The 16,324-nt window shown below is 44.1% G+C and carries 12 protein-coding genes and 4 tRNA genes; 12 read left to right on the top strand and 4 right to left on the bottom strand.

From position 1 onward, the window contains the following. Positions 1-224 precede the first annotated feature (224 nt). Positions 225-1,244 (top strand): ferrochelatase, encoded by a 1,020-nt coding sequence (gene hemH, locus I6E86_RS00080; protein ID WP_197174550.1) that lies wholly within the window; start codon positions 225-227, stop codon positions 1,242-1,244. A 114-nt stretch (positions 1,245-1,358) separates the two neighbouring features. Here hemH and I6E86_RS00075 read toward each other — a convergent pair whose 3' ends face one another. Beyond that, positions 1,359-1,727, bottom strand: a complete 369-nt coding sequence (locus I6E86_RS00075; protein WP_197174549.1) for a hypothetical protein — start codon at positions 1,725-1,727, stop codon at positions 1,359-1,361. Between the two features lie 193 nt (positions 1,728-1,920). Between I6E86_RS00075 and I6E86_RS00070 the strand changes: the two genes are divergently transcribed. Next, a complete protein-coding gene (locus I6E86_RS00070) occupies positions 1,921-3,168 on the top strand; it encodes a NosD domain-containing protein (protein WP_197174548.1) in 1,248 nt (415 codons plus the stop codon). Positions 3,169-3,209: 41 nt separating this feature from the next. Here I6E86_RS00070 and I6E86_RS00065 read toward each other — a convergent pair whose 3' ends face one another. The 3 genes from I6E86_RS00065 to I6E86_RS00055 form a co-directional block, all read right to left on the bottom strand. Further along, positions 3,210-3,746: a hypothetical protein gene (locus tag I6E86_RS00065; protein WP_197174547.1), complete on the bottom strand. Its 537-nt coding sequence runs from the start codon at positions 3,744-3,746 to the stop codon at positions 3,210-3,212. A 205-nt stretch (positions 3,747-3,951) separates the two neighbouring features. After that, on the bottom strand, positions 3,952-6,936 hold the full coding sequence (gene polA, locus I6E86_RS00060) for a DNA polymerase I (RefSeq protein ID WP_413786975.1): 2,985 nt from the start codon (positions 6,934-6,936) through the stop codon (positions 3,952-3,954). Between the two features lie 231 nt (positions 6,937-7,167). Beyond that, entirely contained in the window at positions 7,168-7,581 is a 414-nt protein-coding gene (locus tag I6E86_RS00055; RefSeq protein ID WP_197174546.1) for an organic hydroperoxide resistance protein, read from the bottom strand. A gap of 476 nt (positions 7,582-8,057) precedes the next feature. Here I6E86_RS00055 and I6E86_RS00050 point away from each other — a divergent pair, with 476 nt between their 5' ends. The 10 genes from I6E86_RS00050 to I6E86_RS00005 all read left to right on the top strand — a co-directional run. After that, on the top strand, positions 8,058-8,981 hold the full coding sequence (locus I6E86_RS00050; RefSeq protein WP_197174545.1) for a hypothetical protein: 924 nt from the start codon (positions 8,058-8,060) through the stop codon (positions 8,979-8,981). Between the two features lie 216 nt (positions 8,982-9,197). Beyond that, complete coding sequence (locus tag I6E86_RS00045) at positions 9,198-10,793, top strand: peptide chain release factor 3 (RefSeq protein WP_194363721.1); 1,596 nt, start codon at positions 9,198-9,200, stop codon at positions 10,791-10,793. 233 nt (positions 10,794-11,026) lie between these two features. Then, on the top strand, positions 11,027-11,872 hold the full coding sequence (locus I6E86_RS00040) for an RsiV family protein (protein WP_227680455.1): 846 nt from the start codon (positions 11,027-11,029) through the stop codon (positions 11,870-11,872). Positions 11,873-11,997: 125 nt separating this feature from the next. Next, the gene (locus I6E86_RS00035; protein WP_197174543.1) at positions 11,998-13,308 is read left to right on the top strand and encodes an FHA domain-containing protein; all 1,311 of its coding nucleotides are present in this window, start codon (positions 11,998-12,000) and stop codon (positions 13,306-13,308) included. Positions 13,309-13,592: 284 nt separating this feature from the next. Beyond that, positions 13,593-15,089: an anthranilate synthase component I family protein gene (locus I6E86_RS00030; protein WP_197174542.1), complete on the top strand. Its 1,497-nt coding sequence runs from the start codon at positions 13,593-13,595 to the stop codon at positions 15,087-15,089. A 192-nt stretch (positions 15,090-15,281) separates the two neighbouring features. Further along, positions 15,282-15,357: transfer RNA gene (locus I6E86_RS00025), tRNA-Thr, on the top strand. A 67-nt stretch (positions 15,358-15,424) separates the two neighbouring features. Beyond that, a tRNA-Tyr gene (locus tag I6E86_RS00020) sits at positions 15,425-15,508 on the top strand. A gap of 83 nt (positions 15,509-15,591) precedes the next feature. Further along, positions 15,592-15,665 (top strand) — tRNA-Gly (locus I6E86_RS00015). 103 nt (positions 15,666-15,768) lie between these two features. Further along, positions 15,769-15,843: transfer RNA gene (locus tag I6E86_RS00010), tRNA-Thr, on the top strand. Positions 15,844-16,224: 381 nt separating this feature from the next. Beyond that, on the top strand, positions 16,225-16,324 hold a 100-nt coding region (locus I6E86_RS00005), incomplete at its 3' end, for a GTP-binding protein (protein WP_227680485.1).

Below are 16,324 nucleotides of genomic sequence, written 5' to 3'. Positions count from 1 at the left end.
GTTTTTTGGACGAGGGACAGTATAGGAGCCGTAGACAATCAGTAATGAACAAACATTGAATAAATAGCCACTGCATATCAAATTGTATAGGTGCACTTTTCGCGCGTGCCACTAATATATAAAATGCGACACTAATGAGATACCTATTCAATCTTGTCTTAACCGTTTTACCTCTTATAATGGTGACATCGTCTTTAATCATTCACTGCTAATAAAGTGCCACTATGAAACCTAAATTGCCCCCACGTATTGCCGTTTTGCTAGTGAATCTCGGTACGCCAGATGAGCCAACGGCACCTGCCGTACGCCGCTATCTTAAACAGTTTTTGTCAGACCCACGGGTTATTGAAATTCCTAAATTCCTATGGGCGATCATTCTGAATCTATTTGTCTTACCAAGTCGCCCAAAGCGCGTAGCAAAGGCTTACGCTAGTATTTGGGAGGGCGATTCGCCGATTCGCAAGATACTAAAGAGCCAAGTTGAGCTGTTAGAGCCGCGTTTAGCGGATAGTGTGGCGCCATTTCGCGTCTCTGTGCATTCAGCGATGAGCTATGGCAATCCTGGTTTGCCCGATGTCATGGATACGCTGCGTGGCGAAGGGGTTGATCATTTCGTCATCTTGCCACTATTTCCGCAGTATTCAGCCTCTTCAGGCGGTGCGGTATATGATGCGCTGACCAAATGGACGCTCAAGCAGCGCAACTTACCCAATTATACGATTGTCAAAGATTACTTTGCGCATCCGCTATATATACAGGCATTGGCCAACTCTATTCGCCGTTTCCAAGAAAAACATGGTAAGCCTGAGAAGTTGATGTTTAGCTTTCACGGTATCCCGCAGCCTTATGCGGATAAAGGCGATCCGTATCCTAAACGGTGTAAGTGTACGGCAGCACAAGTCGCACACGCGCTTGGTCTGAACGATGATGAATGGATTATCAGTTTTCAATCGCGCTTCGGTAAGCAAGAATGGGTCAAGCCGTATACTGACGTGGTATTGGAAGATTGGGGTAAGTCAGGCGTGCGCTCGGTGCAAGTGATTAGCCCTGCATTTTCAGCCGATTGTCTTGAGACACTAGAAGAGCTAGCAATTGAGAACCGTGAAAATTTCCTGCATGCAGGCGGGCAAGAGTATCATTATATTCCAGCACTCAACCTTGATGAGGCGCATATTGAATTGCTAGAAGCGTTGAGTCTGCCACTAGTGAAAGGCTGGGCTGGTACGTTGGATGGCTGGGCTTAGTCCGTAGTAAAGGTATCTTTTCATTGATGAAAGGATAAGCCATAAAAAAGCACGCTTAATATAATTAAGCGTGCTTTTTCATTTAAAAGGCTGTATTAACAATCGCAATGATTTTTAGAAGTCATCATCGTTACTGCGTTCGGCGGCTTCTCTGTCCACGATGTCCATCGAATCTGGATAATCACGGTCATCCAAGTTGTCTTGAACCAACATCTCATCAACACGTGACTCGTCTATGTTTTGACGATGTGCAGGTGTCAGGCCTTGGATAGCATCTGTACCGACTTCTGAATTGTTAAACCCTACGCTGTTATCAATCACATCATCATTGTCGGTAGTGTGTAGCATAGGATTGTCTAAATCGACCAGTTGGTTGTCTGGTTCATCTAGGCTATCAAGATCTGAGTTATCTATATTATTATCGCGGCTGTTGCCATCAATATGATCCATCTCTTCTGGTAATGGGTTCTTTGAATTTTCCATGACAGTTTCCTTGTTATTTACTATTATTATTGAGGGTTATGGTTCGTCTCATTCGTTAAAGGTAAGTGTGACGGTTTATGATGATGACTAATAGTAGTAAGGTGTGACAGGATGTTCAAAAAATGTAAGACAAACCATAAAAACGAGATACCCAATGATGTTTAGCGCTAATAGTCTAATAGCAGTATCTTTAATGAGCGTTATCGTTGGCTTGACAGCATGCAAACGCCTGCCTGTGCTCCATTCAGAGAGCACTGAAAGCGCTGTCAACTCGCAGCCGCTCGTTATTGATGGCAAGCTGCCGACAGCCACGACGATAATCGACTGCGCACAGCTAAAGCCCAAGCAAACGGTTAGGGTAAAAGGCCATAGTACACTCAGTAATGGCTGTGATTTGACAGGGCAATCGATACGTTTTGAGCTCAATCAATCAAATAGCTCACTTGACTGTGGTGGTGCGTTACTCAGTACCATGGCCGATGATAACTCAAAGGCTAGCGCGATTATGGTTAAGCCTAAAACAGATAAGGCTATAAAAAATATTGCTGTTGCCAATTGTCATGTGGATGGCTACGGCCATGCGCTGCACATTCGCCAATATAGCAACCCAAACCAGCGTTATGCGCGCGGCTTTATCAATCCTGCTGCCAATCGCGCACTCGCCCCAAATGATATTCACATCATTAATGTCAGTAGTCGCAACAGTATCAATAGTGCCATGTTCGTCGGAGATCATGTACATGACATCACTTTTGATAAAGTACGTATCCAAAACGCAGGCACTGTTGGACTGTATTTAGAATTTGGTAGCCGCGATAATATGATCAAAAACTCTGTGTTTGTCGGCAATGGTTTTCGTACATTTAAGCCGAATCGTGAAGCCATTGCTGTCGATTCGTCGAGCAACAACCGTATCGAAAACAATCACTTTATTCATAATGGCGCAGGCAGTGTATTGCTATACCGCAATTGTTTCGAGCATGCTGATGATCCAACGCGGGGCAATCATTTTAAACGTACCGAATCGAGCCGTGACAATATAATTGCCAATAATGTCTTTGAAGACGAGCCAGTTGGTGTTTGGGTGGCATCAAGACAATCACGTAATCTTAAAGGTTTTGAATGTGGTGCTTATTTAGTCAAGCAAACGCCATTTGCTAGCTACCATTTGGACAGTGCCAAAAACAATCAAATTATTGATAACCGTTTTGAGCAGGTAGAGAAGGGCGTTATCGTAGAAGATGACGGCACACTGATTGAAGGAAATAGGTTTGCAGCGACGGTAGGTATGCCTATCGTTGTGGGTTCTGAGATTCGTGAAGAAAGCGCGGCAGGCGCGATTAAAAACACACGGATTAAAGACAATGTTTTTATCGATAAATCTATCGAGCAAGCGCTTAGTATCCGCGCTGCAAGCAAAACGGCTACCCATATCGAGTAGCCGTAAATATTTCTTTAATACTTATAAAACATTGACGAGTGTTATTTACTGCTGTGGTTTAGCTCATAGTCTGAGGGATAGCCAAAACCTGATGCAAATTCTGTCAAATTAAATCGCCAAATATAAGTTAAGGCAATGGCATAAATCGCGGTTTCAGCCAGTTCTTCAACGATACCGCCCAACGTATGAGGGAACCCAATGGCGTTCTCGCCCATGTATTGCACGATAGCGAGTGCAGTGACACCAAGGTAGACAGAGACATGAACGCTTTTTAATGCGGCCCACAGGTAGCGTCTTGAGTAAGCAAATAAACCAAGGGCGACAAGGTAAATAACGGTCAGGACGCTGTCTTCCCACCAGTCATAAGACTGACTGAGAAAGGAGAAGTCGCTTGGAACCAATAAGTCGGGTAAGTAGTTCAGCTCGCGGCGAATCACAGCGACAAACGAAAGTACCGTGGCTAGCCAAAAAGCTTGACTCTGTCTAATGCGACTCTTCATAACGTACTGTGAGCTGCGGAGCAGGCAGGCTATCAATAGGATAATACCAGGGGCTTCAATAATGCCATCTGTACTCAAAATAAAACACTCCTGATTTTTAAAAACAAAAAAGTGAGCGCAAAGGCTCACTCTAGACCGAACACTGTGTAATGCGTATATGGGGTTAATATCATCTATGCCATCAACAGTCTTATAACACTGAAGGTGGGCTGAATAGCAACTTTAGTGGTGGCAAATACGCAAAAAACAACCCACACTCTATCTCATTTACCCAAATCAGTGATTAGTGCGCTTCATCCCAGTTCTGACCACTATCCGTCTCAACCAGTAACGGTACGGCAAAGTCGACGTTCCAGCCTTTTTCTACTGCCGTAGCCGTCAATACATCTTGCATCGCATCAGTAATCAGCTGGCTCACCTCATCTACTTTATCGGCATCTACTTCGAATACCAGTTCATCATGGACTTGCAGTAGCATTTTGGCATGCTCTTTTGGCAGAACTTTATCAACTGCGATCATCGCAAGCTTGATTAAATCTGCTGCTGAGCCTTGAAGTGGCGCATTAATCGCAGCACGTTCAGCACCTTGCTTGACCATACGGTTACTATGATTGATATCAGGTGTATAGAGCTTACGGCCTAGTATCGTCTCGACATAGCCTTGCTTGTACGCACTGGCGCGCGTATTGATCATATAGTTTTTGACGCCTGGATAGCGCTCAAAATACATATCGATATAGTCTTGTGCCTCGTTACGGCTCATTTGCAGCTGCTTGGCTAGACCAAACGCACTCATGCCATATAGCAAGCCAAAATTAATGGCTTTGGCATTGCGCCGCTCAGTCGAGGTGACGTCAGCGACATCCTTGCCCAGTACTTCAGCAGCGGTGGCAGCGTGAATATCTAACCCTTCGTTAAAAGCATGAGTAAGCGCGTGATCGCCTGAGAAATGCGCCATCAACCGGAGCTCGATTTGTGAATAATCGGCTGCGAGGATGACGCGACCTGCTGGTGCAATAAAGGCCTGACGAATCAAGCGACCAGTTGCCGTACGAATCGGGATGTTTTGTAAATTGGGATCAGTAGAAGATAAACGTCCAGTGCTGGTCAGTGCTTGATGATAGCTGGTGTGTACACGATCGGTCTCGCTATCTGCCACATTGTCTAGCGCGTCGGTATAAGTGCTCTTGAGCTTAGATAAGCTGCGATATTCCAACGTGATATCGACCAATGGATGATCGATTTTTGACAATACCGCTTCACCAGTCGAGTACTGACCGGACTTGGTTTTTTTACCACCAGCTACGCCGAGTTTTTCAAATAGCATCTCACCGAGCTGCTTTGGCGAACCGAGATTAAACTCTTCACTAGCCACTTCATAAGCGCGTTTTTCTAATGCAATGATTTCTTCATCAAAGCGTTTCGATAACTCGTTTAAAAACGGACGCTTGATTAAGATACCGTTTGCTTCCATTTGACATAGGATCTCAGCCGTTGGAATCTCTAGCTCATGTAGTAGCTTGGCATTATTGTCATCGTTAGCGAGCTCAACACTGAACACATCAAACAACTGATAGGTAATATCGGCATCTTCACAAGCGTAGTCGCTAGCGATATCGATGGCCACTTGGTCAAAGGTGACTTGCTTGGCGCCTTTACCCGCGACTTTCTCAAAACTAATAGTCTGCGTCTTTAGATAATGACGCGCCAAATCATCCATGCCGTGGCGCGTGGCCGCTGCATTAATCACATAGCTGGCAAGCATGGTGTCCATGGCCCAGTTGTTCGGTTGCTCATGAATGGCGCCGATCAAATCGATATCATAATGACTGAGAATGTGGGCATCATATTTTAGGTGCTGACCGATTTTACCGATATTTGGATTTTCTAACACAGGCTTTAAGCGTGCCAGTACCGTATCACGGTCGAGCTGTTTGGCGGTTAGCTCATCACCTTCTAGACTGTGCGTCAGCGGAATGTAGTAGGCTTCGTGGGCTTGCATGGCAAAAGACAGACCAACGATTTGTGCCTCGCGCCAATGAACACTGGTGGTTTCGGTATCGATAACAAAGTGCGGCGCCGCCTCCAATGACGTCAGCAAGCTATCAAATGCAGGCATATCCAAGATAGTGTGCCACGCCTTATCCTGATGTTTGCTGTCTGTGATGTGCTCACTATTGATCGATTGTAGAGATTTGGCGACTTGTGCCTGCGACTCAGCATCGGCGCGACTGTCAGCGACACTTTGTGCGCCGTTCCCATTCGCAGGATGATTGGGGTGAGCAAGAGACGCCAGCTCATTTCTAAACTCAAGCTCATTATAGAGCGTACGTAACTCGTCTATATGAGCGCGAGGGTCAGTATTGATTTTTAGGTCATTCCAGTCTTGGCCGATGGCCAAATCTGTCACGATAGTGGCCAGTTTTCGATTGAACGGAATATCATCAGCGTGTTCGATCAAGCCTTTTGCACCGCGACCTTTGATAAAGCCAATATGCTTTAACATATTACCGATATCACCATACTCAACGAGCAAGTCTTTGGCCGTTTTTTTACCGATGCCAGGTACGCCCTTGATACCGTCTGAGGCATCACCCATCAAGGTCAAAAAATCAATCATTTGATTGGGTGTAATACCAAGTTTGTCGATGACGGCTTGAGTGTCCGTCACTTTTCCCGTAAAGCTGTCTTCCAATATCACGCAGTCGTTGACCAGCTGCATCATGTCTTTGTCACCGGTTGAGATGACGACGTGATGACCTTGCTCGACGGCGCGATGAGCCAATGTACCGATGATGTCATCGGCTTCTGCGCCCTCGATACGTAACAGCGGAATCCCCAGTGCCGTTACCAAGCGATGAATGTAAGGAATCTGCTCTACTAGCTCGATATCGATGGGCGGACGTGCGGCTTTATAGTCGGTCGACATGTGATGACGAAACGTTGGTGACTTGGTATCAAAGCAAACTGCCATATGAGTAGGGTGATAACGACGCATCAGCTTGAGTAGTGCGTTTAATGTGCCGCGAATGGCATTGGTTATCAGGCCTTGAGTGTTTTGCATGGTTTTTGGTAGGGCATGATAAGTGCGAAACAGATAGTACGAGCCATCAACCAAGATAAATGGCGGCTGATTTTTGTCCACATGACTGGTGTCCATGATCGCCACATTGGGCATGGTGTCAAAGTTTGGCATGGCCTTTGGGTCGAGCGCTTGATGGGAGTTATGGTCACTGTCTGTGTTAGAGTTGGTCATAGGATCAGTCATAAAAGTCACTTATCAGCTATTAGATAAAAATATACGGTTATTATAACGATAAAATCAGGACATGCCGAACTGCTTAAGCGTTACGAGATGTTGTAGCGATAATATTTTTTCACCAACATTTCAAACAAAAAAAGAACCCAGACCAGCTGAGTTCTTTTATAATTAACCTACTATCACTTTACTCGTTATCTACTTGATAGTTGTCTATTGGATAATGGGTCGATAAGTATGTTATTTGACTTCTGACGTTACGCTAACATCGATATTGCCGCGCGTGGCTTTAGAATATGGGCATACTTGATGTGCTTTCTCGACCAATGCTTGAAACTCATCGGCAGACAGTTCAGTGTTTTCACCGATCACATGGATTCTGGCCGCAATGTTATAGTCGTTGCCTTCACCTTGCAATAGATCGACTTCTATCTCAGTGGTTGAGTCAAATTTTGCTTTTTCCATTTGTTTAACAGCACCAAGAGCACCATCAAAGCAGGCGCTGTAGCCTATTGCAAACATTTGCTCTGGATTGTTGCCTTCTTTGCCAGAACCTGGTGGTACCATGTTGATGCTAAGATCATTATCGCTTAAGCTGGCTGTACCTGCGCGGCCGCCAGTAACAGTTGCTTTGGTAGAATATAGCGTTTTCATAATATGTCCTTTATTTTGCGTTTTTGTATTTGAATAATTTATATTTTAAGTGACTTATATTTTAAGTAATTTACATTTTATATATTAGATGATCTGTACTTTAGACAGCGTGTATTTCCTTGCTATTTTTTCATGTGCATCCATGTACATCTAGGCTTTATACATAAGAATGAACGCACAACACAGCATAGCAAATTATCTGTATAGGTTAGTGCGTGAGTAGTAAATATTTGCAACAAGTTTGTAAGTAGGCTTTTAATGAGGCTTTATTGGTACTGTATGCAGAGGTAAGGGATGATTAGGTTCAGCTAATAAGTACTATATTACCAATGCAGTATCGGTCCATTGCCAATGACTGGCTGCTAAAGTTAGAAGTGTGCATACGCAGAAAAAAGAGAATCAATAATATAGTTGGTTAGACCAGTAAGTATCATCCAGATAGATGATGACAATCTGAATCATAAGGACAGTGTTTGATGAACAGAATGATTGCGATACCGAGTGTTTGCCTGTTGACGATGGTGACTCTTTTGGGTTGCCAAGAAGACGATGGCGAGTATGGTTCTGGTAGTAATAAGATTATGCTGACAAGCTTTGCCAATAGCTATGACAGTAATGCCAATGCCAGCGCTATTGCACGAATCGATGAAACCTACCGCACAGGTGCGCGCAACATCAAAACGACCAATATCATAAACAGTTATAGCAATCAGAGTCTGAATGATTTGGACAGAAAAGTGCTGGCAGATAACTTTGAAGGTCGACTCGAAAATAAAGACATCGAGGTCGATGGCCGTACCGTCAAACGTCCTATTTATGAGAAAAATAGTAATAATAAGCTAGAGTATAAAACAACTTATAAGACACTCGATTTATCAGGCGTTCGTGCCGATAGTTATAGTGCTGGCACGAATACAAACGTCAGTGCTGGCATGATTAGTGATAGTCGCGGCATTCTTACTGACTTGAACAACTATCCTGAGATTCCAACAGATATTGCCTTTCCAGAAGGCTCGGTCTGCTATATCCCTGTGGTCACAAGCGAGCGCTCATTTTTGGCATTCAACGATAAAAACAAAACAGGCTATGCCTCGTTAGATAATTGGATTGATGCTGCCAGACAGCGTTTTAGTGACGATAGAGACCATCGCACCTCGCAGTTTGCCGTTGGCGTAGGCAATGAGCATAAATCCGCCCAAGTCATGTTTTTTGAGTATGACGATGAGCCCGCTTACGAATACAGCGGCCTTGAATATGCAAAAAATATCTATGAAGCCAACTATGTGGCCAAAGGGAGTACGGATCCAAATACTGACAGTCAACGCGGCGTGGTAAATTGCACCCTCGTCAATGAGGTGGCTGGAGACTTTTTGGAAGCACAAATTGAGCGCTATTATTGAACGTTATCAAGCATTAATAGCAATGCAAGCTGAGTGTCACGCTGCGTGTTAGAAACTATACTGACGCGTTCCGCGCGAACGAGAGAACGTGTTTTTTGTGCGCTAATTCTGCACCCTGATGCTAAATCGGCTACAATACGCCCATTATTTATTCTATTTATTTAGATTACTGTCTAAAAGACAGCCTTTTTGAAGTTAAGGTTGAAGCCAAAAATTATGAGTGTAGATCCAAAGAAACTGAACAAAGAAGTGGCCAAACGCCGCACCTTCGCTATCATCTCGCATCCTGATGCGGGTAAGACAACTATGACCGAGAAGCTGTTGCTATGGGGACAGGCAATTCAGGTAGTGGGAGAGGTTAAAGGTCGTAAGACGGATCGTCACGCGACCTCAGATTGGATGAGTATGGAGCAAGAGCGTGGTATCTCGATTACCACCTCTGTCATGCAGTTTCCGTATCAAGACCACATGGTCAACCTACTAGATACACCCGGTCACGCCGACTTTAGTGAAGATACCTACCGCACATTAACCGCCGTGGACAGCGCACTGATGATGGTTGATGGCGCAAAAGGTGTCGAAGAGCGAACCATCAAATTGATGGAGGTTTGCCGCATGCGTGACACGCCTATCATCTCTTTTGTGAATAAACTCGATCGCCAGATTCGTGAGCCACTTGAGCTACTGAGCGAAATCGAGGCGGTGCTAAAGATTAAATGTATTCCAGTGACGTGGCCGATTGGTATGGGACAGGATTTTGTCGGTGTCTATCATCTAACTGAAAACAAAACCTACTTTTATGAAAAAGGTAATGGCGGCAAGATGACGGTCTCTGAGACCCGCGAAGGCTACGATTACCCAGATATTCGTGAGCGTTTGGGTACGCTGATGTTTGACGCTTTTGAAGAGTCGCTTGAGCTGGTACAAATGGCGCTAGAAGAGTTCAGTGTTGAGGCATTTTTGGCGGGTGAGATGACGCCAGTACTATTCGGTACAGCGCTGGGTAACTTTGGTGTCAATATGGTGCTAGATACTTTGGTTAAGTATGCGCCGCCGCCCAAAGCACATCCGACCAATGAGCGTGAAGTGGCAGCGAATGAGACGGCTTTTAGTGGCTTTGTCTTCAAGATTCAGGCAAATATGGATCCGCGCCACCGTGACCGTATCGCGTTCTTGCGAGTGTGCTCTGGTAAGTACGAAAAAGGCATGAAGCTCAAGCATGTGCGTTTGGGTAAAGACGTCCGTATCGCTGATGCTTTGACCTTTCTAGCAGGCGACCGTGAAGCGCTAGAAGAAGCCTATCCGGGTGATATTATTGGTTTGCATAACCACGGAACCATCTCAATCGGTGACAGTTTCACTGAAGGCGAGGAGCTGAACTTTACGGGGATTCCACATTTTGCGCCTGAACTGTTTCGCCGCGTGATACTCAAAGATCCGCTAAAGTCAAAAGCATTGCAAAAAGGCCTACAGCAATTAAGTGAAGAGGGCGCCACTCAGGTGTTTATGCCGCAGATTAATAATGACTTGGTCTTGGGTGCAGTCGGTGTGCTACAGTTTGAGGTGGTCGCGCATCGTCTCAAAGAAGAGTACAAAGTACAATGTATCTTTGAGCCGGTTTCAATCGCGACAGTTCGCTGGATTCACTGTGATGACGAAGTAGCACTGGCTAAGTTTAAGAAAAAAGCTCATGACCAACTGTCTCTAGATGGCGGTGGTTATTTGACGTATCTTGCACCGTCGCGCGTTAACTTGCAGCTGATGCAAGACCGCTATCCAGAAATCACGTTTAGCAGTACGCGTGAGCATTAAAATCAGTTACATCGCGGTATTGTTATCTACTAAGACACGCTAGCCGTGTCTTTTTTATTGTCTGCTGTTTATGGGTTTATTGTCTACTGTTTATAGGGCAGATGGGGCAAGACCACTATTCAGTCACCAGTAAACCCTTAAAAACACGAACAGTGTTCCTACAATACATCACGATTGTTACGATAGAATGTTAAGTAACATTTTATATCTATAAAAAAGGATGCATGGAAGCGATGACTCCATTGAACGTTAATAAGTCTATACTAACTCATCTCTTTTCAGACAGAGTAAGCCGCGTATATCGCATCGGTTTACTCACGAGTGGCTTGCTTCTGGGTGCCACCAGCCTGTCTGCACATGCAGGTAGCCTCATCAGTAGCAACCATTATCTTGACTACCAACTACCCGAAAATGTTCAGCAAGCCTGCGGAGAACGTGATAATTGCCCAGATATTGAGATCAAATATCTTGAGAGTAATCATGAGTGGATAAATGAGGCGGTTAATGCGCGTATCAACAGTTTGGTCGTCAATAGTGAACCAACTGAATCAGCAACCGTTAAGACGACAAGCACTCCGCAAGATATAAAAGCTGCGCTTGATGACTTTGCAACATCACAAATCCAAGACCTGCCTAATGATGTATCTTGGGGATATGAGTGGATGGTAAGGCCTGAGTATTTGGGTCACGTTAATGATTTTGAGCTGTTTGATATCAATTCATATGTGTTCACTGGTGGTGCCCATGGCATGCCTTATAGCGAATACTTAATGTTTGATCTCGGCAGTAAAAAGCAAATAAAATTGGCAGATATGCTACTGGCAAGCCAAAAGCCTCGCTTTGAAGCACTCGCTTATGAGGCATACCAAACATGGGTAAAAACGGTCGCTGATGATGTCAGTAGCTATGAGAAAAGTTGGCCGTTTACGCTGAGCGATGATGTGATATTGACAGACAAGGGCATCAATATTCGCTATCAGCCTTATGTTATCGGTCCATATGCCTATGGTATGCCGACGCTTAGCATTCCGTATAGTAAGCTTGATACAGTTATAAAACCGCATTTTTTACGTAAATAAACAGACAGATATGCAGATAAAAAGATAAAAAGATAGATTCTAGCTGCTATGAGTCAGCTGTGATTTGCACAATGAGTTAAGACTATTTTTCATTTGAAATGTAATAAAAATCAAGGAGTCATTATATGACGAACGATATAGATAGCGTGAACCCGGCAGCAAGTACAAAAACTTGGCAGTTAAATGCATTAACAGCGGCGTTAGGAGATCTAACGCTAACGGTTGATGATAGCCTCTCAGTTGGCCGTGGTAACGACAATGACGTGGTACTAGGTAGCAAGCAGGTATCTCGCAATCATGCAGTGCTGAGCGTGTTAGATGGTCAGTTGTACGTGAAGGATTTAGATTCTTCTAATGGTACATTCGTCAACGATCGACGCATCGAAGGCAATGAATCGAACCTTCTACAAGTAGATGACACGCTTGGCTTTGCCAGTTTTGCTTTTCAAGTGCATACATCAGTGGCTAATGAATTAGAGATGCCTAGGGCTACAGCAGATGAGTCAGTAGTGGCTATCGTGCCTAGTACTGTTGCCAGTACTGAGTCCGCAGAGATTTTCGATGAGCCAGTGACGGCTGAAGAAACGGTCACTAATGAGGCAATAACAGAAAACGTTATCATGGAAGATGCTGTTGTCGAAGATGCTATCGTTGAAGATGCTGTTATCGAAGAAACTATCGCTGAAGAAGCTGTTGCTGAAGAGCCAGTTGTTGAAGATGCTATGACTAAAGACACTGTTATTGAACAACCTATCGTAGAAGAACCCGTTCTGACGAGCAGTGAGCCTATCGTAAAAGAAACGGGTATCGAAGACATTTTATCGACCACAGATACGCCTGACAATGTGTCTAGTGAGACGGATTTAGAGACTAAGACTGACGCATCAGATATCTCTACTGCTATTATCGATGTGATCAAACCTGTGTCTCAAGAAGCGCCAATTGTCAAAGAAACAGGTATAAATACAGTGCTCTCTGCCGCAGACAGTGTAGAGCCTTCACCCATTGAAGAGACACCAGTTGTAGCAGAGACGGTATCTAATGACGTTATCTCTGGTGAGCCTGAAGCAATGGCGACAGAACCAACCGTACCTGCGGATAATGAACCCTTAGTAGAGCAGCCTGCAGTAGATGAAGAGCCAGCAGTTCAAATGGCACATGACAAAACGACGACGACTGAGCTTCAAGAAGAGGCAGATCCTGACGTCTTGCGTGCCAAGCAAGCTGCTACATCACAGTTCTCTGGCACGGCAAATTTGGGTCAATCTCATGATCTTGGTACTCAAGGTAATAACGCTGCAGACCAACAGATAAGTAACCCTGCCAACGCAGGACACATAGAGAAAAAACCAAGCGGCGGTTGGTTTATATGGGTATTTGCTGCCATTTTGATTATTGGCTTGGCATTGTGGTTATTTAATAAAGGTATTGTATAACCCAACAGTCGTTTATACATGATACTTATGGCTTGTATGTGTCATTGTTAAGCGGAAAGAAAACTGAGTTTCTACCGCATTAACGTTAGCGTCAGCATTTAGATAAGGTGTTGGCGCTCTTTTTTATTGATCCGTTGGCTTTTTTTTATTTTTTGCCAATGCCGTTGATTCCATTAAAAATATCAAGGCGATCCGAATGCAGGCATATATAAATCACTGCAAATGGGATTAACGCTGTCATTTTTTACAATGGATAAACGATAAGCTGCTAAGCGAGCATTACTATGATGACCTTCGAAGAATACCAAGCGTTTAAAGATCAGGGCTTTAGCCATGCACCATTGGTAAAAAAGCGATTGATGGATGCGCAAACACCCGTGTCCGTCTTTTCCAAAGTACGTGATTTGAACGGCTCCGCTTATCTGTTTGAGTCCTTGGTAGGCGGTGAACGTTGGGCGCGATATTCGATGATAGGCTTGGGTAGTGATCTGATTGTGCAGTATGCTGATGGCAATATGACCACCAAAAAGAACGATCATACCGATACGGAATGGGTCGAAAATCCTTTTGATTACATTCGTAAGCTTATGGCACAGTATCAGATGCCAACGGCAGCAGAGGTTCCCACACTACCGAGCTTTAGCGGCGGTCTAGTGGGTTACTTTGGGTATGACATGGTGCGCGTCATTGAACCAAGTGTGGGCTTGTCTGATGCCCCCAATACGATGTCGATGCCCGACATGTGGTTGATGCTCTCGATGAGTGTCATTGTCTTTGATAATTTAGAGAACACCTTGTCGATCATCGTCTATGCCGACTGTCAGTCTGAGGATGGCTATAGCTCAGCCATTCGTGAACTCGAAAAAATCGAAGAAAAACTGGCTGAGCCATCGAACTTGCGTGCGCCAGTGATGCCAACCCCAACATTCACTTCACAGACAGGCGCAGAGAAGTACTGCAGTGATGTTGATAAGATAAAAGGCTATATCAAGGCAGGAGAGGCCACTCAGGTGGTTCCATCGCAGCGTTTGACGGCAGACTACACAGGTGACTCGCTGGCTGTCTATCGTGCGCTGCGGTACCTAAATCCATCACCTTATCTGTTCTTAGTGCATGGTTACACGCTTGATGATCACAAGCGTTTTGATATCATCGGCGCCTCTCCTGAAAGTCTGTCACGTATCGAAAATGGCAAGGTCACTGTACGTCCATTGGCAGGAACACGCAAGCGTGGTCGAGATGCAGCAGAAGATTTAGCGCTTGAGCAAGAGTTGCTCAATGACACAAAAGAGACTACTGAGCACTCAATGTTTATCGATGTGAGTTGCGATGATATGAGCCGCGTCTGTACTCATGACAGTGTCAAAGTCACCGAAAAGATGTTTATTGAGCGTTATTCACAAGTTATGCATATAGTGTCCAATGTAGAAGGTACAGTCTTACCGGATAAAGATGCACTCGATGTGTTCTGTGCTACTTTTCCCGCTAGTACGCTATCAGGGGTACCCAAAGTCCGTGCCATGCAAATCATCGATGAGGTCGAGCCAGTACGTCGAACGGTGTTTGGCGGCTCAGTCGGGTATTTGGGATGGAACGGTGATATGGACACGGCCATCGCAATTCGGACAGCAGTGATGCGCCGTGGTCAGATACATGTTCAAACAGGCGCGAGTGTTTTTGTTGATTCTCTACCAGAGACTGAATGGAATGAAACCAATAAAAAAGCTTCGTCATTGATAAAAGCTGTAAAAATGGCCTGTAATGGTTTGCACATTCGCTAGTTAAATAGCCAGCTGTGTGGCAAAAACAAATGCTTTGAACAAAAAGCTAATTTAATGCCATATCTTTATTTATAAAAATCCTAGTTTAATCAATAGTTTAAATGTTTTTATTAAAATAATTGAAAAAAAGATGAAAAAGGGCTTGCGCATCTCAAAATATTTGATAGAATAGCCACCACTTTAAGAGAACAAGCCGACTTAGCTCAGTTGGTAGAGCAACTGACTTGTAATCAGTAGGTCGCCAGTTCGATCCCGGCAGTCGGCACCATCTCTCTTAAAGTAGCTTTTTATGAATATGTCTTAAACTAAAGTCATTTTTGTTTAAAGCAACCTAAGGTGGGATTGGGGAGCGGTCAAACCCAACAGACTGTAAATCTGTCGCGAAAGCTTCGAAGGTTCGAATCCTTCTCCCACCACCATATTTTTTAAGTTTGTCATAGCGCCAAGCATGCTCGATATACTTAACGACTCTCGATTAGAGTTGGTTCGAATAAGAGTAAATGCGGGTGTGGTATAATGGTAACACCTTAGCCTTCCAAGCTAATGACGCGGGTTCGATTCCCGCCACCCGCTCCATATATACACCATCGCAAAGACTATTAAACATTCATCACGACAGTTATTATTACTACTGTATCGTGATATTTTTTTTAGTGCAGCTCAAAGATTTTTAACATACGCTCATATAGCTCAGCGGTAGAGCACTCCCTTGGTAAGGGAGAGGTCTCGAGTTCAATTCTCGATATGAGCTCCATTTATTGTTTAAATCTTTTGTGTTTGTTTTGCTATTCATATATAGCTTTGCCTCAATGCCGAAATTATAGACTATTGAAACATATAAAATTATTACAGCAAAAAATAATTTAAAGGTGACACTGAGGTGTTGCCTTTTAGTGCTGTGAATTTATCAATCAATATTGAATGTAGTCTAAATCTATTTCAATACTTATGGTTAGATTAAAATATAGCAGTATCAATAGCTTGTCATGTTCAATAGCTCAAAAATTAAGTATAATGTTTGTTAGGTAAGCCATAGCGTCAACGGTTTGATGGTCTTATAAATATCATGAGCCGTCAAACAGCTATTAACCGATCTTTGATTGATAAAGATTCACCAAAAAAAGAGGAAATACTCATGGCAAAGGCCAAGTTTGAACGTCTAAAACCACATGTCAACGTTGGTACCATCGGACACGTTGACCACGGTAAAACAACCCTAACAGCTGCTATCGCGA

The organism is Psychrobacter sp. SWN149 (assembly GCF_015864565.1).
In the GTDB taxonomy this organism is placed as follows: domain Bacteria; phylum Pseudomonadota; class Gammaproteobacteria; order Pseudomonadales; family Moraxellaceae; genus Psychrobacter.
The sequence above is the reverse complement of the archived record's forward strand: the minus strand, read 5'-3'. Positions and strand labels throughout refer to the sequence as shown.